Here is a 15,789-nt window from a genome sequence, read left to right on the forward strand (position 1 = left end):
CTTGTACCCCTAAATTTGGCGGGAATTCGTTCCTGCCATTTTGCTTTTCTTGCAAGACAATAGCGTCGCAAGACAACAGTGGAGCTAGTAGATGGCAACTATCAACCAGCTGGTACGTCAGCCGCGTAAGCGTATCGTCGAGAAATCCGACGTGCCTGCGCTGCAGAACTGCCCGCAACGTCGTGGCGTATGCACCCGTGTGTATACCACCACGCCGAAAAAACCTAACTCGGCACTGCGTAAAGTATGCCGTGTGCGTCTGACCAACGGTTTCGAGGTTTCCTCGTACATCGGCGGTGAAGGCCACAACCTGCAAGAGCACAGCGTGGTACTGATCCGCGGCGGTCGTGTAAAAGACTTGCCAGGTGTTCGTTACCACACCGTACGCGGTTCTTTGGATACTTCCGGCGTTAAAGGTCGTAACCAGGGTCGTTCGAAGTACGGTACCAAGAAGCCTAAGTAGTAGTGGCTTTTTGTAAAAACTGATTTTCTATTTTTCTGAGTCGATAAGAGTAAGGTCGGAGGCGTCCCGAAAGGGCACCGATTCCGAGCGAACCTGAAGACCGTTTGAGGGCTTATCCATGCCAAGAAGACGCGTAGCAGCCAAGCGCGAAGTGCTTGACGATCCAAAATACGGCAGCCAGATCCTGGCCAAGTTCATGAACCACGTAATGGAAAGCGGCAAGAAAGCCGTTGCCGAGCGTATCGTTTATGGCGCGCTGGAAAAGGTTAAAGAACGCAAGAACAGCGATCCCCTGGAAATCTTCGAGAAAGCTCTCGACGCCATCGCTCCGCTGGTCGAAGTAAAGTCGCGCCGTGTAGGCGGTGCTACTTACCAGGTTCCGGTCGAAGTTCGTCCGTCCCGTCGTAACGCTCTGGCAATGCGCTGGTTGGTAGACTTCGCCCGTAAGCGCGGCGAGAAGTCTATGGCTCTGCGTTTGGCTGGCGAACTGTTGGACGCTGCCGAAGGCAAAGGTGCTGCAGTTAAGAAGCGTGAAGACGTGCACCGTATGGCTGAAGCCAACAAGGCTTTCTCGCACTACCGCTTCTAATTTTAGCGTCACTAATTTTGCGAGGGCTTTATGGCTCGTACTACACCGATTAACCGCTACCGTAACATTGGTATCGTTGCTCACGTGGATGCTGGTAAAACCACCACCACCGAGCGCGTCCTTTTTTACACTGGCAAAAGTCACAAAATGGGCGAGGTGCATGACGGCGCCGCGACCACAGACTGGATGGTGCAGGAGCAGGAGCGTGGTATTACCATTACTTCTGCTGCTATTACCGCCTTCTGGCAGGGTTCCGAGAAGCAGCACAAGGACCAATACCGCTTCAACGTCATCGACACCCCGGGCCACGTTGACTTCACTATTGAAGTTGAGCGTTCCCTGCGTGTTCTCGACGGCGCGGTCGTTGTGTTCTGCGGCACCTCGGGTGTTGAGCCTCAGTCGGAAACCGTATGGCGTCAAGCCAACAAATACGGCGTTCCACGTCTTGTTTACGTAAACAAGATGGACCGTGCTGGTGCCAACTTCCTGCGCGTGATCGGTCAGATCAAGCAGCGTCTGGGTCACACTCCGGTGCCAATCCAGTTGGCCATCGGTTCCGAAGACAACTTCCAGGGTCAGATCGATCTGATGGCCATGGAAGCTGTTTACTGGAATGACTCTGACAAAGGCATGGTTCCAGTTCGCAAGCCTATCCCTGCTGAACTGCAGGAACTGGCTGACGAGTGGCGCGGCAATATGGTTGAGGCTGCGGCCGAAGCCAGCGAAGAGCTGATGAACAAGTACCTCGAAGGTGAAGAACTCACCAACGCGGAAATCAAGGCCGCTCTGCGTCAGCGTACTATCGCTGGTGAGATCGTTCTGGCTGTTTGCGGTTCTTCCTTCAAGAACAAGGGTGTTCCCCTGGTTCTCGACGCCGTTATCGACTACCTGCCTGCTCCTACCGACATTCCTGCCATCAAGGGTACTGACCCGGATGACGAGACCAAGGAAATGGAGCGTCACGCAGACGACAGCGAGCCGTTCTCGGCTCTGGCGTTCAAGATCGCTACCGACCCATTCGTGGGTACCTTGACCTTCGTTCGAGTTTACTCGGGCGTGTTGGCCTCCGGCGACGGCGTGATCAACTCGGTTAAAGGCAAGAAAGAGCGCGTGGGTCGTATGGTGCAAATGCACGCAAACGCCCGTGAAGAAATCAAGGAAGTGCGCGCTGGTGACATCGCGGCCTTGATCGGCATGAAGGACGTCACCACTGGTGAAACTTTGTGCAACGCTGACAAGCCAATCATCCTGGTTCGCATGGACTTCCCGGAGCCGGTTATTTCGGTTGCCGTAGAGCCTAAGACCAAGGACGACCAGGAAAAAATGGGTATCGCTCTGGGCAAGCTTGCTCAGGAAGACCCGTCTTTCCGCGTCAAGACTGATGAAGAGACTGGTCAAACGATCATCTCCGGCATGGGCGAGTTGCACCTGGACATCCTGGTTGACCGGATGCGCCGTGAGTTCAACGTCGAAGCCAACATCGGTAAGCCTCAGGTTTCCTATCGTGAGCGCATCACGAAGAACTGTGAAATCGAAGGTAAGTTCGTTCGTCAATCCGGCGGTCGTGGCCAGTTTGGTCACTGCTGGATTCGTTTTGCGCCGGCTGATGAAGGTCAGGAAGGTCTGCAATTCGTGAACGAAGTAGTGGGTGGTGTGGTTCCTAAGGAATACATCCCGGCTATCCAGAAGGGTATCGAAGAGCAGATGAAGAACGGCGTTGTTGCTGGCTATCCGCTGATCGGCCTGAAGGCTACCGTGTTTGATGGTTCCTACCACGACGTCGACTCCAACGAGATGGCGTTTAAAGTGGCTGCTTCCATGGCAACCAAGCAACTGGCCCAGAAGGGCGGTGGTGAGTTGCTTGAGCCGATCATGGCGGTAGAGGTTGTTACGCCTGAAGACTATATGGGTGACGTGATGGGCGACCTTAACCGTCGTCGCGGCATGATCCTGGGTATGGAAGACACGGTCTCCGGCAAAGTGATTCGCGCCGAAGTTCCGCTGGGTGAGATGTTCGGTTATGCGACCGACGTCCGTTCCATGTCCCAAGGTCGCGCAAGCTACTCTATGGAATTCAAAAAATACAATACAGCTCCGTCGCATATCGTCGAAACTGTTACCAAAAAACAAGGCTGATTCAGCCCCTTTAGGCTAGGAGTTAATTGTCGTGGCTAAAGAAAAATTTGACCGTACCCTCCCGCACGTCAACGTTGGCACCATCGGTCACGTCGACCACGGTAAAACCACGCTGACCGCTGCTCTGACTCGCGTCTGCTCCGAAGTTTTCGGTTCGGCCGTTGTTGCTTTCGACAAAATCGACAGCGCTCCGGAAGAAAAGGCTCGTGGTATCACCATCAACACCGCGCACGTTGAATACAACTCGCTGATCCGTCACTACGCTCACGTTGACTGCCCAGGTCACGCTGACTATGTGAAGAACATGATCACCGGTGCTGCTCAGATGGACGGCGCTATCCTGGTTTGCTCGGCCGCTGATGGTCCGATGCCACAAACCCGTGAGCACATCCTGCTGTCCCGTCAGGTTGGCGTTCCGTACATCGTTGTCTTCCTGAACAAGGCTGACATGGTTGACGACGCTGAGCTGCTGGAACTGGTTGAGATGGAAGTGCGCGATCTGCTGAGCACTTACGACTTCCCAGGTGACGACACTCCGATCATCATCGGTTCGGCTCTGATGGCTCTGAACGGCCAAGACGACAACGAAATGGGCACCACTGCCGTTCGTAAACTGGTTGAGACTCTGGACAGCTACATCCCAGATCCAGTCCGTGTTATCGACAAGCCGTTCCTGATGCCAATCGAAGACGTATTCTCGATCTCCGGTCGCGGTACTGTTGTAACTGGCCGTATCGAGCGCGGTATCGTCAAGGTTCAGGATCCACTGGAAATCGTTGGTCTGCGTGACACTACCGTCACCACCTGCACCGGTGTTGAAATGTTCCGTAAGCTGCTCGACGAAGGTCGTGCTGGCGAGAACTGCGGCGTTCTGCTGCGTGGTACCAAGCGTGACGACGTTGAGCGTGGCCAGGTTCTGGTTAAGCCAGGTTCGGTTAAGCCGCACACCAAGTTCGAAGCTGAAGTCTACGTTCTGAGCAAAGAAGAAGGCGGTCGTCACACTCCGTTCTTCAAAGGCTACCGTCCACAGTTCTACTTCCGTACTACTGACGTGACTGGTAACTGCGAACTGCCGGAAGGCGTTGAAATGGTAATGCCAGGCGACAACATCAAAATGGTTGTCACCCTGATCAAGACCATCGCAATGGAAGACGGCCTGCGTTTCGCTATCCGTGAAGGCGGTCGTACCGTCGGCGCTGGCGTCGTAGCCAAAATCATCGAGTAAGCTCTTTTTTGAGTAAGCTTTGATGAGTTGAAAAAGCCCCCGCTTAGCGGGGGCTTTTTTATTGGGTTGACACCTATATGGGGCGTCTATAGAATTGCGCCTCCTTTTAACGGGCGTATTGCGCTCGGTGGGAATAGCAGCCGGAGTCTGAAATCCAATGCAAAATCAGCAAATCCGTATCAGGTTGAAGGCTTTTGACCATCGCCTGATCGACCAATCCACCCAGGAAATCGTGGAAACCGCGAAACGTACTGGTGCTCAAGTGCGTGGTCCAATTCCACTGCCTACCCGTAAAGAGCGGTTCACCGTTCTGGTCTCCCCGCACGTCAACAAAGACGCGCGTGACCAGTACGAGATCCGTACTCATAAGCGCGTTCTGGACATCGTCCAGCCAACGGATAAAACCGTTGATGCACTTATGAAGCTTGATCTTGCGGCCGGTGTGGAAGTGCAGATCAGCCTCGGCTAAGACTCGGTCTTAGTCGTGTAACGCTCTGAAATGGGCGGCCATAGCGGGTGAAAGCCCCGTACACTCATGAGGTTTACAACATGACTATTGGTGTAGTCGGTCGTAAATGCGGTATGACCCGTATTTTCACCGAAGAAGGTGTCTCCATTCCGGTCACGGTCATTGAGATCGAGCCGAATCGCGTCACCCAGTTCAAAACTGAAGAGACCGATGGCTATCGTGCAGTGCAAGTCACTGTAGGCGAGCGTCGTGCTTCGCGTGTTACAGCTGCTCAGGCTGGCCACTTCGCTAAAGCGAACGTTGCCGCTGGTCGTACCGTAATGGAATTCCGCCTTGAAGAAGGCGAGTACCAGGCCGGCGATCTGATCAACGCTGAAATCTTCGCTGCTGGTCAACTGGTTGATGTAACCGGTCAGTCCAAAGGTAAAGGCTTCCAGGGTACGATCAAGCGTTGGAACTTCCGCGGGCAAGATAATACCCACGGTAACTCCGTGTCCCACCGCGTTCCAGGCTCTATCGGCCAGTGCCAGACTCCTGGTCGTGTATTCAAGGGCAAAAAAATGTCCGGTCATATGGGCGCTGAGCGCGTGACCGTGCAGTCCCTCGAAGTAGTGCGCGTGGACGCTGAACGCAATCTGTTGTTGGTCAAGGGTGCTGTTCCTGGCGCTACTGGCGGCAACTTGGTTGTACGTCCAGCAGCCAAGGCTCGCGGTTAAGGGGAAGCTGACATGCAATTAAATGTAAATGACGCTCAAGCGATCGAAGTTTCCGAACTGACATTTGGCGGCGAATTCAACGAGACGCTGGTTCACCAAGCAGTCGTGGCCTACATGGCCGGCGGCCGTCAAGGTAGCAAGCAGCAAAAGACCCGTTCCGACGTTCGTGGTGGCGGTAAGCGCCCATGGCGTCAGAAAGGTACTGGCCGTGCTCGTGCCGGTACTATCCGTAGCCCAATCTGGCGTGGCGGCGGTACCACTTTCGCAGCTCGTCCTCAGGATCACACCCAGAAGCTGAACAAGAAGATGTATCGCGCAGCAATGCGTTCCATCCTTGCTGAGCTGGTGCGTACTGATCGTCTGGTTGTGGTTCAGGACTTCGCTGTTGATGCACCGAAGACCAAAGATCTGCTGAACAAACTGACCGGCATGGGCCTGACTGACGTCTTGATCGTGTCTGAAGTGGTTGATCAGAACCTGTACCTGGCTGCTCGCAACCTGCCACACGTTGATGTACGTGACGTGCAAGGTTCCGATCCAGTTAGTCTGATCGCATACGACAAGGTGTTGATCACCGTGTCGGCCGTGAAGAAATTCGAGGAGCTGCTGGGATGAACCAGGAACGCGTATTTAAAGTTCTGCTTGGCCCGCACGTTTCCGAGAAGGCTACGGTTCTGGCTGACAAGAAAGGCCAGTTCGTTTTCAAGGTTGCAACTGACGCAACCAAGCTGGAAATCAAGAAGGCCGTCGAAAGCCTGTTCAGCGTGAAAGTAGAGCGTGTTACTACCCTGAATGTTTTGGGTAAGAGCAAGCGCACTGCTCGCGGTCTGGGCAAGCGTAATGACTGGAAGAAGGCAGTTATCTCCCTTCAGCCAGGCCAAGATCTCGATTTCAGCAGCAGTGCTGAGTAAGGAAGGGGTGCATCATGGCAATCGTTAAATGCAAACCGACTTCCCCTGGCCGCCGTTTTGTGGTCAAGGTGGTCAACCAGGAGCTGCATAAAGGCGCTCCTCACGCACCGCTGCTCGAGAAAAAATCGAAGACTGGTGGTCGTAACAACAATGGTCGTATTACCACTCGTCACATCGGTGGTGGCCATAAGCAGCATTATCGTCTGGTCGATTTCCGTCGCAACGACAAAGATGGCATCTCTGCCACTGTCGAGCGTATTGAATACGATCCAAACCGTACTGCTCACATCGCTCTGCTGCTGTACGCAGATGGCGAGCGTCGCTACATCATCGCCCCTAAAGGCGTGAGTGCTGGTGATCAGCTGATCGCAGGTGCTTTGGCGCCGATCAAGCCGGGCAACGCTCTGCAGCTGCGTAACATTCCAGTTGGTAGCACCGTACACGGCATCGAATTGAAGCCAGGTAAAGGCGCGCAAATCGCTCGTTCCGCTGGTGCTTCGGCTCAGCTGATCGCTCGTGAAGGTGTCTACGTGACCCTGCGTCTGCGTTCTGGTGAGATGCGTAAAGTGCTGGCTGAATGCCGCGCGACCCTGGGTGAAGTCTCGAACTCCGAGCACAGCCTGCGTTCGCTGGGTAAAGCTGGTGCCAAACGCTGGCGTGGCGTTCGCCCAACCGTTCGTGGTGTTGCCATGAACCCGGTTGACCACCCACATGGTGGTGGTGAAGGTCGTACCTCTGGTGGTCGTCATCCGGTATCGCCATGGGGCTTCCCGACTAAGGGCGCGAAGACTCGTGGTAATAAGCGTACCGACAAAATGATCGTCCGTCGTCGCAAGTAAATAGAGGGATACGACAGTGCCACGTTCTCTGAAAAAAGGTCCTTTTATTGATCTTCACCTACTGAAGAAGATCGAAGTGGCGGCGGAAAAGAACGATCGCAAACCAGTTAAAACCTGGTCGCGTCGTTCGATGATCCTGCCACAAATGGTCGGTCTGACCATTGCAGTGCATAACGGTCGTCAACATGTTCCAGTTCTCGTGAACGAAGACATGGTCGGCCACAAACTGGGCGAGTTTGCCGGTACCCGCACATATCGTGGGCACGTGGCAGACAAGAAAGCCAAGCGTTAAGGGGTAAGGAACGATGGAAGTAGCCGCTAAGTTGTCGGGCGCTCGAATCTCCGCCCAGAAAGCCCGCTTGGTCGCCGACCAGATCCGCGGGAAGAAGGTGGGCGAAGCGCTCAACCTGTTGGCTTTCAGCAGTAAGAAAGCCGCCGAGATCATGAAGAAAGTGCTGGAGTCGGCCGTAGCCAACGCCGAGCATAACGAAGGCGCAGACGTTGATGACCTGAAGGTCAGCACCGTTTTCGTCAACGAAGGGCGTTCGCTGAAGCGAATCATGCCACGTGCCAAAGGCCGTGCTGATCGCATCGTCAAGCGGTCTTGCCATATCACTGTCAAGGTTGCTGACAAGTAACGGAGTCGAAGAGATGGGTCAGAAAGTACATCCCATTGGCATTCGCCTGGGAATCGTCAAGGAGCACACCTCCGTCTGGTACGCAGACGGTCGGACTTATGCGGACTATTTGTTCGCTGATCTGAAGGTGCGTGAGTATCTCCAAGACAAACTAAAAAGCGCGTCCGTAAGCCGTATCGATATCCATCGTCCGGCTCAGACTGCACGTATCACCATCCACACCGCTCGTCCAGGTATCGTTATCGGGAAGAAAGGTGAAGATGTTGAGAAACTGCGTCAGGACCTGACCAAGCAAATGGGTGTGCCTGTGCACATCAATATCGAAGAGATCCGCAAGCCGGAGCTCGACGGTATGCTGGTTGCGCAGAGCGTAGCTCAGCAGCTGGAGCGTCGCGTAATGTTCCGTCGCGCTATGAAGCGCGCTGTTCAGAACGCCATGCGCATTGGTGCCAAAGGCATCAAAATCCAAGTGAGCGGTCGTCTCGGCGGTGCTGAAATCGCACGTACTGAATGGTATCGCGAAGGTCGTGTGCCACTGCACACCCTGCGTGCCGACATCGACTATGCCAACTACGAAGCTCACACCACTTACGGTGTGATCGGTGTAAAGGTTTGGATCTTCAAGGGCGAAGTAATTGGTGGTCGCCAAGAAGAACTGAAACCACAAGCACCAGCGCCTCGTAAAAAAGCTGCTAAGTAAGGGGTACGCCAAATGTTGCAACCAAAGCGTACGAAGTTCCGCAAGCAGATGACAGGCCACAACCGTGGTCTGGCTCAGCGCGGTAGCAAAGTCAGCTTCGGCGAGTTCGCGCTGAAGTCTGTAGCTCGTGGTCGTCTCACCGCTCGTCAGATCGAGTCAGCGCGTCGTGCTCTGACCCGTCACGTTAAACGTGGCGGCAAGATCTGGATCCGTGTATTCCCGGACAAGCCTATTTCCAAAAAGCCACTCGAAGTTCGGATGGGTAAAGGTAAGGGTAGTGTGGAGTACTGGGTTGCCCAGATTCAGCCAGGCAAAGTCCTGTATGAAATCGAGGGTGTTTCTGAAGAGCTGGCGCGTGAGGCTTTTGCCCTGGCTGCTGCAAAGCTGCCGCTCGCCACCGCCTTTGTTAAACGGACGGTGATGTGATGAAAGCGAATGAACTTCGTGAAAAATCCGCACAGCAGCTGAACGAGCAACTGCTCGGCTTGCTGCGCGACCAGTTCAATCTGCGTATGCAGAAAGCAACTGGCCAGTTGGGGCAGTCTCATCTGCTCTCGCAAGTTAAGCGTGACATCGCTCGCGTGAAGACTGTGCTCAACCAGCAGGCAGGTAAGTAATCATGGCTGAAGCCGAAAAAACTGTCCGTACGCTGACTGGCCGTGTTGTCAGCGACAAGATGGACAAAACCATCACCGTTCTGATCGAGCGTCGCGTTAAGCACCCGATCTACGGTAAATATGTTAAGCGTTCGACTAAGCTGCACGCGCACGACGAAACCAATCAGTGCCACATCGGCGACAAAGTCACTATTCGTGAAACTCGTCCTTTGGCCAAGACCAAGTCTTGGGCGCTGGTTGATGTTCTCGAACGCGCTGTGGAAGTCTAAGGACTAGGGGTCGGAGAAATTATATGATTCAGACTCAATCCATGCTCGATGTGGCCGATAACAGCGGCGCTCGCCGTGTTATGTGCATCAAGGTGCTGGGTGGCTCCCATCGTCGTTACGCTGGTATCGGTGACATCATCAAGGTTACCGTGAAGGAAGCAATTCCTCGCGGTAAAGTGAAAAAAGGCCAAGTGATGACTGCTGTTGTAGTCCGCACTCGTCACGGCGTACGTCGTGCTGATGGCTCCATTATCCGCTTTGATGGCAACGCTGCTGTTCTTCTGAACAACAAGCAAGAGCCGATCGGCACCCGTATCTTTGGGCCAGTGACCCGTGAACTTCGTACTGAGAAGTTCATGAAGATCGTCTCGCTCGCCCCAGAAGTGCTGTAAGGAGATCCGACATGCAAAAGATTCGTCGTGACGACGAGATCATCGTGATCGCCGGCAAAGACAAAGGTAAGCGCGGTAAGGTGCTTAAGGTTCTCGCTAACAACCGTTTGGTTATTGGCGGTCTGAACCTGGTTAAGCGTCATACCAAGCCTAACCCGATGTCGGGCGTGCAGGGCGGTATCGTCGAAAAAGAAGCTCCGCTGGATGCTTCTAACGTCGCCATTTTCAACGGCGAAACCAACAAGGCTGACCGCGTTGGTTTTAAAGTAGAAGACGGCAAGAAAATTCGTGTCTTCAAGTCGACCCAAAAAGCGGTTGATGCTTGAACACTGCTAGGTAGAAGACCATGGCACGACTAAAAGAGATTTACTGGAAGGAAATCGCACCGAAGCTTAAGGAAGAACTTAAGCTTTCGAACGTGATGGAAGTTCCACGCGTTACCAAAATCACCCTGAACATGGGTCTGGGCGAAGCGGTCGGTGACAAAAAAGTCATCGAGCACGCTGTTGCCGACCTGGAAAAGATCACCGGTCAGAAAGTCGTTGTGACTTACGCTCGGAAATCCATCGCTGGCTTTAAAGTCCGTGAAGGTTGGCCGATCGGCGTCAAAGTGACTCTGCGCCGTGAGCGTATGTACGAATTCCTGGATCGTCTGCTGTCGATCTCCCTGCCTCGGGTTCGCGACTTCCGCGGCCTGAATGCCAAGTCCTTCGATGGTCGTGGTAACTACAGCATGGGCGTTAAAGAGCAGATCATCTTCCCGGAAATCGACTACGACAAGATCGATGCTCTCCGCGGTCTGGACATTACCCTGACCACCACTGCCAAGAACGATGATGAAGGTCGCGCTCTGCTGCGCGCTTTCAAATTCCCGTTCCGCAACTGATTGGAGTAGGAAAATGGCCAAGATGAGCATGAAAAACCGCGAGCTGAAGCGTCAGCTCACGGTTGCCAAGTACGCCAAAAAGCGTGCAGCACTGAAAGCTATCATCGTTGATCTGAACGCAAGTCCAGAAGCGCGTTGGGAAGCTACAGTAGCTCTGCAGAAGCAGCCACGTGACGCAAGCGCTTCGCGCATGCGTAACCGCTGCCGCCTGACCGGTCGTCCACACGGCGTTTACCGCAAGTTCGGCCTCGGCCGTAACAAACTGCGTGAAGCTGCAATGCGTGGTGACGTACCTGGTCTGGTTAAAGCCAGCTGGTAAGCACTGTCAAAGTCTCGGTGTTCGGGATCGCAAGATCCTGACCATCGGTGACCTTGAACTTGAATCAAGCCCCTATTGGGGCTTGATTCATTTGTGGGGTGTGTCTAGAATACCCGGCTCGCCTGAGCCCGTGCTTTTTTTGCATGGATGTCCTCGGCGACAAGTAGTAGCCGCAAGGCTAATTTTTTTGTATTAGGAGCGTCTAGCCCATGAGTATGCAGGACCCGTTAGCGGACATGCTAACTCGAATCCGTAATGCCCAGATGGCTGAAAAGTCCGTCGTAAGCATGCCATCTTCTACTTTGAAGGTAGCTGTTGCCAAAGTCCTGAAGGACGAAGGTTACATTGCGGGTTATCAGATCAGCAGCGAAATCAAACCACTGCTGTCCATCGAGCTGAAGTACTTCGAAGGCCGTCCGGTCATCGAGGAAGTGAAGCGCGTTAGCCGTCCAGGCCTGCGTCAGTACAAGTCCGTCGATGATCTGCCAAAAGTTCGTGGCGGTCTCGGTGTGTCTATCGTCTCCACCAACAAAGGTGTGATGACGGATCGTGCTGCGCGCGCTGCCGGTGTCGGCGGCGAAGTTCTTTGCACTGTGTTCTAAGGGGGGATAAGCATGTCACGCGTCGCTAAGAACCCCGTTAAGCTGCCAGCCGGTGTCGAAGTCAAATTCGCAGGCCAACAGCTTTCGGTGAAGGGTGCCAAGGGTACTCTCGAACTGAACATCCATTCGTCCGTTGAAATTGTTGAAGAAGCTGGTGAGCTGCGTTTTGCTGCTCGCAATGGCGATCAACAGACTCGCGCAATGGCTGGTACCACTCGTGCGTTGGTTAACAACATGGTCCAAGGCGTAAGCCAAGGCTTCGAGCGCAAGCTCCAGCTGGTCGGTGTTGGTTACAAAGCGCAAGCAAAAGGCACAGTGCTGAACCTGGCTCTTGGCTTCTCGCACCCAGTGGATTATGAACTGCCGGAAGGCATCACCGCTGAGACTCCTAGCCAGACCGATATCCTGATCAAGGGCATCGATAAGCAGCTGGTAGGTCAAGTGGCCGCCGAGATCCGCGACTTCCGTCCACCAGAGCCGTACAAAGGCAAAGGTGTGCGCTACGCGGACGAAGTCGTCCGTCGTAAAGAAGCCAAGAAGAAGTAGGGCATAGCAAATGACCGACAAAAAAGTTACTCGACTGCGTCGCGCTCGCAAAGCACGCCTGAAAATGCACGAACTCGAAGTCGTGCGTCTCTGCGTGTTCCGCTCGTCGCAGCACATCTACGCCCAGGTCATTTCGGCCGACGGCAACAAAGTCCTGGCAAGTGCCTCGACTTTGGATAAAGAACTGCGTGATGGCGCCACTGGCAACATCGACGCGGCCACTAAGGTTGGCCAGCTGGTCGCTACGCGTGCTAAAGCCGCTGGCGTCTCGCAGGTGGCTTTCGACCGCTCTGGCTTCAAGTATCACGGCCGCGTCAAGGCGCTGGCTGATGCTGCTCGTGAAGCTGGGCTGGAGTTCTAAGTTATGTCAAATAACGACCAAAAGCGCGACGAAGGCTACATCGAGAAGCTGGTTCAAGTTAACCGCGTAGCCAAAACCGTTAAAGGCGGCCGTATCTTCACTTTCACCGCGTTGACCGTGGTTGGTGATGGTAAAGGGCGTGTTGGCTTCGGCCGTGGCAAGTCACGTGAAGTGCCTGCTGCGATCCAGAAGGCAATGGAAGCTGCTCGTCGCAACATGATCCAAGTTGATCTGAACGGCACCACTCTGCAGTACGCAATGAAGTCCGGTCACGGCGCTTCGAAGGTGTACATGCAGCCTGCTTCTGAAGGTACCGGTATCATCGCTGGCGGCGCTATGCGTGCTGTCCTCGAAGTTGCTGGTGTTCAGAACGTTCTGGCCAAGTGCTACGGCTCGACTAACCCGGTAAACGTGGTTCACGCCACTTTCAAAGGTTTGAAGGCTATGCAGTCTCCTGAATCCATTGCCGCCAAGCGTGGCAAAAGCGTCAAGGAGATCTTCTGATCATGGCTACCGTTAAAGTTACGCTGATCAAAAGCATGACCGGCCGCATCCCTAACCACAAACTGTGCGTTAAGGGTCTGGGTCTGCGTCGCATCGGTCACACTGTAGAAGTACTTGATACTCCCGAGAATCGCGGGATGATCAACAAGGCTTACTACATGCTGCGTGTCGAGGGTTAATCGATGAAACTCAATGATCTGAGTCCAGCGCCGGGTTCCCGTCGCGAAAAGCATCGTCCGGGCCGTGGTATCGGTAGTGGTTTGGGCAAGACTGGTGGCCGTGGCCACAAAGGTCAGTCCTCCCGCTCCGGTGGCACCATTGCTCCAGGCTTTGAAGGCGGTCAACAGCCGCTGCATCGTCGCCTGCCGAAATTCGGTTTCGTTTCCCTGAAAGCCATGGATCGCGCAGAAGTGCGTTTGTCCGAGCTGGCTAAAGTGGAAGGCGACATCGTCACCGTGCAGTCCCTGAAAGATGCCAACGTGATCAACGTCAACGTACAGCGTGTGAAAATCATGCTGTCCGGCGAAGTTACTCGCGCTGTTACCATCGGAAAGGGAATCGGCGCCACCAAAGGTGCGCGTGCGGCTATCGAAGCAGCTGGCGGCAAGTTCGAGGAATAAATGGCTAAGCAAGGTGCTCTCTCTGCGCTCGGCAAAGGCGGTATGTCTGAACTCTGGGCTCGTCTGCGTTTTCTATTCTTGGCGATTATCGTCTACCGAATAGGCGCACACATCCCGGTTCCAGGTATCAACCCGGACCGACTCGCGGACCTGTTTCGACAGAATGAGGGGACCATTCTTAGCTTGTTCAACATGTTTTCCGGTGGTGCGCTGGAACGGATGAGTATCTTTGCACTGGGGATCATGCCGTACATTTCGGCATCGATCATCATGCAGCTGATGACCGCCGTCAGTCCGCAGCTGGAGCAGTTGAAGAAGGAAGGTGAAGCTGGGCGTCGCAAGATTGCTCAGTACACCCGCTACGGCACTGTCGTCCTCGCTCTCGTTCAGGCAATTGGCATGTCCATTGGTCTGGCAGGGCAGGGCGTTGCGTTCACTGGTGACTTTGGCTTCCATTTCGTCGCGGTATCCACGTTTGTGGCTGGTGCGATGTTCATGATGTGGCTGGGTGAGCAGATTACTGAGCGTGGTGTTGGCAACGGTATCTCGATGTTGATTTTCGCAGGTATCGTCGCCGGTCTTCCGAGAGCGATCGGGCAGTCTTTCGAGTCTGCGCGTCAGGGTGATATCAACATTTTCGCCCTGGTTGCCATCGGTTTGCTGGCAGTAGCGATTATCGGTTTTGTGGTGTTCATTGAGCGTGGTCAGCGTCGTATTGCTGTTCACTACGCCAAGCGTCAGCAGGGCCGTAAGGTCTTTGCTGCGCAGACCAGCCACTTGCCGTTGAAGGTGAACATGGCCGGTGTTATTCCGGCCATTTTCGCGAGCAGCATTTTGCTGTTCCCGGCTTCGTTGGGTACCTGGTTTGGTCAGTCTGAAGGTATGGGCTGGCTGCAGGATATCTCGCAGTCGATCGCTCCTGGTCAGCCGTTGAATATTCTGCTGTTTAGTGCAGGGATTATTTTCTTCTGCTTCTTCTATACGGCGTTGATGTTCAATCCGAAAGACGTAGCGGAAAACCTGAAGAAGTCCGGTGCCTTTATTCCGGGCATCCGTCCAGGTGAGCAGTCTGCGCGCTACATTGATGGCGTTCTGACTCGTTTGACCCTGTTCGGTGCTCTATATATGACGGCCGTGTGCCTGTTGCCCCAGTTCCTGGTGGTTGCAGCAAACGTTCCGTTCTACCTTGGCGGGACCTCGTTGCTGATCGTGGTCGTGGTTGTGATGGACTTCATGTCTCAAGTACAATCGCACCTCGTTTCGCACCAGTACGAATCCCTGATGAAGAAAGCCAACCTGAAGGGTTACGGCAGCGGCATGTTGCGCTGAGTACCCATAAGGTTCGAGGAGTTGGTGATGAAAGTTCGTGCATCGGTGAAAAAGCTGTGCCGTAACTGCAAGATTATTCGCCGCGAAGGTGTTGTTCGAGTAATTTGCAGCGCGGAACCGCGTCACAAACAGCGCCAAGGCTGAGTGTGATTGTGCTTCAAGCCCGGCAGCTAGTGCGCTGCCGGGTTGATTATTTGTTATTACAGCGATATTATCTCGCGCCCTATTTCTTGGCTTCCGGGGCGTAGGTAGCTGTCAATTGGAGTCCCACTGAATGGCCCGTATTGCAGGCGTTAACATTCCAGATAACAAGCATACTGTTATCTCGCTGACCTACATCTATGGTGTTGGTCGCACTACTGCACAGAAAATTTGTGCAGTGACTGGGGTAAACCCAGCCGCAAAGATCAAAGATCTGAGCGACGAGCAGATTGAACAGCTGCGTGGCGAAGTGGCGAAGTTCACCACTGAAGGTGACCTGCGTCGCGAAATCAACATGAAAATCAAGCGTTTGATGGACCTCGGTTGCTATCGCGGTCTGCGTCATCGTCGTGGTCTTCCAGTGCGCGGTCAGCGTACCAAGACTAACGCGCGTACCCGTAAAGGTCCGCGTAAGCCGATCCGCAAGTAATCGCCCCAGCGAATCGACAGGAAATTA

At 54.1% G+C, this 15,789-nt stretch carries 28 protein-coding genes; all 28 read left to right on the top strand.

Features of this window, described 5'->3' with window-relative positions:
- The first annotated feature begins 91 nt into the window (after positions 1-91).
- Positions 92-463, top strand: coding sequence for a 30S ribosomal protein S12 (gene rpsL / locus TU81_RS20560; RefSeq protein WP_002555494.1), 372 nt, complete (start codon positions 92-94; stop codon positions 461-463).
- Positions 464-581: 118 nt separating this feature from the next.
- Entirely contained in the window at positions 582-1,052 is a 471-nt protein-coding gene (gene rpsG, locus TU81_RS20565; RefSeq protein ID WP_002555493.1) for a 30S ribosomal protein S7, read from the top strand.
- Between the two features lie 30 nt (positions 1,053-1,082).
- Positions 1,083-3,188, top strand: a complete 2,106-nt coding sequence (gene fusA / locus TU81_RS20570; RefSeq protein WP_038981309.1) for an elongation factor G — start codon at positions 1,083-1,085, stop codon at positions 3,186-3,188.
- A gap of 31 nt (positions 3,189-3,219) precedes the next feature.
- On the top strand, positions 3,220-4,413 hold the full coding sequence (gene tuf / locus TU81_RS20575) for an elongation factor Tu (protein ID WP_007896660.1): 1,194 nt from the start codon (positions 3,220-3,222) through the stop codon (positions 4,411-4,413).
- Positions 4,414-4,570: 157 nt separating this feature from the next.
- Positions 4,571-4,882 (top strand): 30S ribosomal protein S10, encoded by a 312-nt coding sequence (gene rpsJ, locus TU81_RS20580; RefSeq protein WP_003186070.1) that lies wholly within the window; start codon positions 4,571-4,573, stop codon positions 4,880-4,882.
- 80 nt (positions 4,883-4,962) lie between these two features.
- The gene (rplC, locus tag TU81_RS20585) at positions 4,963-5,598 is read left to right on the top strand and encodes a 50S ribosomal protein L3 (RefSeq protein ID WP_003186059.1); all 636 of its coding nucleotides are present in this window, start codon (positions 4,963-4,965) and stop codon (positions 5,596-5,598) included.
- Between the two features lie 12 nt (positions 5,599-5,610).
- Positions 5,611-6,213: a 50S ribosomal protein L4 gene (gene rplD, locus TU81_RS20590; RefSeq protein WP_007896707.1), complete on the top strand. Its 603-nt coding sequence runs from the start codon at positions 5,611-5,613 to the stop codon at positions 6,211-6,213.
- The gene (gene rplW, locus TU81_RS20595; RefSeq protein ID WP_002555488.1) at positions 6,210-6,509 is read left to right on the top strand and encodes a 50S ribosomal protein L23; all 300 of its coding nucleotides are present in this window, start codon (positions 6,210-6,212) and stop codon (positions 6,507-6,509) included. The genes rplD and rplW overlap by 4 nt, the downstream gene beginning before the upstream one ends.
- A 14-nt stretch (positions 6,510-6,523) precedes the next feature.
- Complete coding sequence (rplB, locus tag TU81_RS20600; protein ID WP_003176423.1) at positions 6,524-7,348, top strand: 50S ribosomal protein L2; 825 nt, start codon at positions 6,524-6,526, stop codon at positions 7,346-7,348.
- A gap of 16 nt (positions 7,349-7,364) precedes the next feature.
- Entirely contained in the window at positions 7,365-7,640 is a 276-nt protein-coding gene (gene rpsS, locus TU81_RS20605; protein ID WP_002555486.1) for a 30S ribosomal protein S19, read from the top strand.
- A gap of 13 nt (positions 7,641-7,653) precedes the next feature.
- Positions 7,654-7,986 (top strand): 50S ribosomal protein L22, encoded by a 333-nt coding sequence (gene rplV / locus TU81_RS20610; RefSeq protein ID WP_003103908.1) that lies wholly within the window; start codon positions 7,654-7,656, stop codon positions 7,984-7,986.
- Between the two features lie 13 nt (positions 7,987-7,999).
- On the top strand, positions 8,000-8,686 hold the full coding sequence (gene rpsC, locus TU81_RS20615) for a 30S ribosomal protein S3 (protein WP_003176422.1): 687 nt from the start codon (positions 8,000-8,002) through the stop codon (positions 8,684-8,686).
- A gap of 12 nt (positions 8,687-8,698) precedes the next feature.
- The gene (rplP, locus tag TU81_RS20620) at positions 8,699-9,112 is read left to right on the top strand and encodes a 50S ribosomal protein L16 (protein WP_007896757.1); all 414 of its coding nucleotides are present in this window, start codon (positions 8,699-8,701) and stop codon (positions 9,110-9,112) included.
- Positions 9,112-9,303, top strand: coding sequence for a 50S ribosomal protein L29 (rpmC, locus tag TU81_RS20625; RefSeq protein WP_002555481.1), 192 nt, complete (start codon positions 9,112-9,114; stop codon positions 9,301-9,303). The genes rplP and rpmC overlap by 1 nt, the downstream gene beginning before the upstream one ends.
- A gap of 2 nt (positions 9,304-9,305) precedes the next feature.
- Positions 9,306-9,572 (top strand): 30S ribosomal protein S17, encoded by a 267-nt coding sequence (gene rpsQ / locus TU81_RS20630; protein ID WP_003176419.1) that lies wholly within the window; start codon positions 9,306-9,308, stop codon positions 9,570-9,572.
- A 23-nt stretch (positions 9,573-9,595) separates the two neighbouring features.
- Positions 9,596-9,964 carry a 50S ribosomal protein L14 gene (rplN, locus tag TU81_RS20635; RefSeq protein WP_002555479.1) on the top strand — a complete coding sequence of 123 codons (369 nt, stop codon included), beginning with the start codon at positions 9,596-9,598 and terminating at the stop codon, positions 9,962-9,964.
- 11 nt (positions 9,965-9,975) lie between these two features.
- On the top strand, positions 9,976-10,290 hold the full coding sequence (gene rplX, locus TU81_RS20640; RefSeq protein ID WP_003176416.1) for a 50S ribosomal protein L24: 315 nt from the start codon (positions 9,976-9,978) through the stop codon (positions 10,288-10,290).
- A gap of 20 nt (positions 10,291-10,310) precedes the next feature.
- Positions 10,311-10,850 (top strand): 50S ribosomal protein L5, encoded by a 540-nt coding sequence (gene rplE, locus TU81_RS20645; RefSeq protein ID WP_003176415.1) that lies wholly within the window; start codon positions 10,311-10,313, stop codon positions 10,848-10,850.
- Positions 10,851-10,863: 13 nt separating this feature from the next.
- Positions 10,864-11,169, top strand: a complete 306-nt coding sequence (rpsN, locus tag TU81_RS20650; protein ID WP_003176414.1) for a 30S ribosomal protein S14 — start codon at positions 10,864-10,866, stop codon at positions 11,167-11,169.
- A gap of 209 nt (positions 11,170-11,378) precedes the next feature.
- Positions 11,379-11,771 carry a 30S ribosomal protein S8 gene (rpsH, locus tag TU81_RS20655; protein WP_003186040.1) on the top strand — a complete coding sequence of 131 codons (393 nt, stop codon included), beginning with the start codon at positions 11,379-11,381 and terminating at the stop codon, positions 11,769-11,771.
- Between the two features lie 12 nt (positions 11,772-11,783).
- Positions 11,784-12,317, top strand: a complete 534-nt coding sequence (rplF, locus tag TU81_RS20660) for a 50S ribosomal protein L6 (protein WP_003176412.1) — start codon at positions 11,784-11,786, stop codon at positions 12,315-12,317.
- Positions 12,318-12,327: 10 nt separating this feature from the next.
- On the top strand, positions 12,328-12,678 hold the full coding sequence (gene rplR / locus TU81_RS20665; RefSeq protein WP_003186037.1) for a 50S ribosomal protein L18: 351 nt from the start codon (positions 12,328-12,330) through the stop codon (positions 12,676-12,678).
- A gap of 3 nt (positions 12,679-12,681) precedes the next feature.
- Positions 12,682-13,182 (top strand): 30S ribosomal protein S5, encoded by a 501-nt coding sequence (gene rpsE / locus TU81_RS20670; protein WP_007943782.1) that lies wholly within the window; start codon positions 12,682-12,684, stop codon positions 13,180-13,182.
- A 2-nt stretch (positions 13,183-13,184) separates the two neighbouring features.
- A complete protein-coding gene (rpmD, locus tag TU81_RS20675) occupies positions 13,185-13,361 on the top strand; it encodes a 50S ribosomal protein L30 (RefSeq protein WP_003186033.1) in 177 nt (58 codons plus the stop codon).
- Positions 13,362-13,364: 3 nt separating this feature from the next.
- A complete protein-coding gene (rplO, locus tag TU81_RS20680; RefSeq protein ID WP_007896782.1) occupies positions 13,365-13,802 on the top strand; it encodes a 50S ribosomal protein L15 in 438 nt (145 codons plus the stop codon).
- On the top strand, positions 13,803-15,131 hold the full coding sequence (gene secY / locus TU81_RS20685) for a preprotein translocase subunit SecY (protein ID WP_007896784.1): 1,329 nt from the start codon (positions 13,803-13,805) through the stop codon (positions 15,129-15,131).
- 27 nt (positions 15,132-15,158) lie between these two features.
- A complete protein-coding gene (gene rpmJ / locus TU81_RS20690; protein ID WP_002555468.1) occupies positions 15,159-15,275 on the top strand; it encodes a 50S ribosomal protein L36 in 117 nt (38 codons plus the stop codon).
- Positions 15,276-15,405: 130 nt separating this feature from the next.
- Positions 15,406-15,762, top strand: coding sequence for a 30S ribosomal protein S13 (rpsM, locus tag TU81_RS20695; RefSeq protein WP_003186020.1), 357 nt, complete (start codon positions 15,406-15,408; stop codon positions 15,760-15,762).
- Positions 15,763-15,789 lie beyond the last annotated feature (27 nt).

It is taken from the genome of Pseudomonas lini (assembly GCF_001042905.1).
Classification (GTDB): domain Bacteria; phylum Pseudomonadota; class Gammaproteobacteria; order Pseudomonadales; family Pseudomonadaceae; genus Aquipseudomonas; species Aquipseudomonas lini.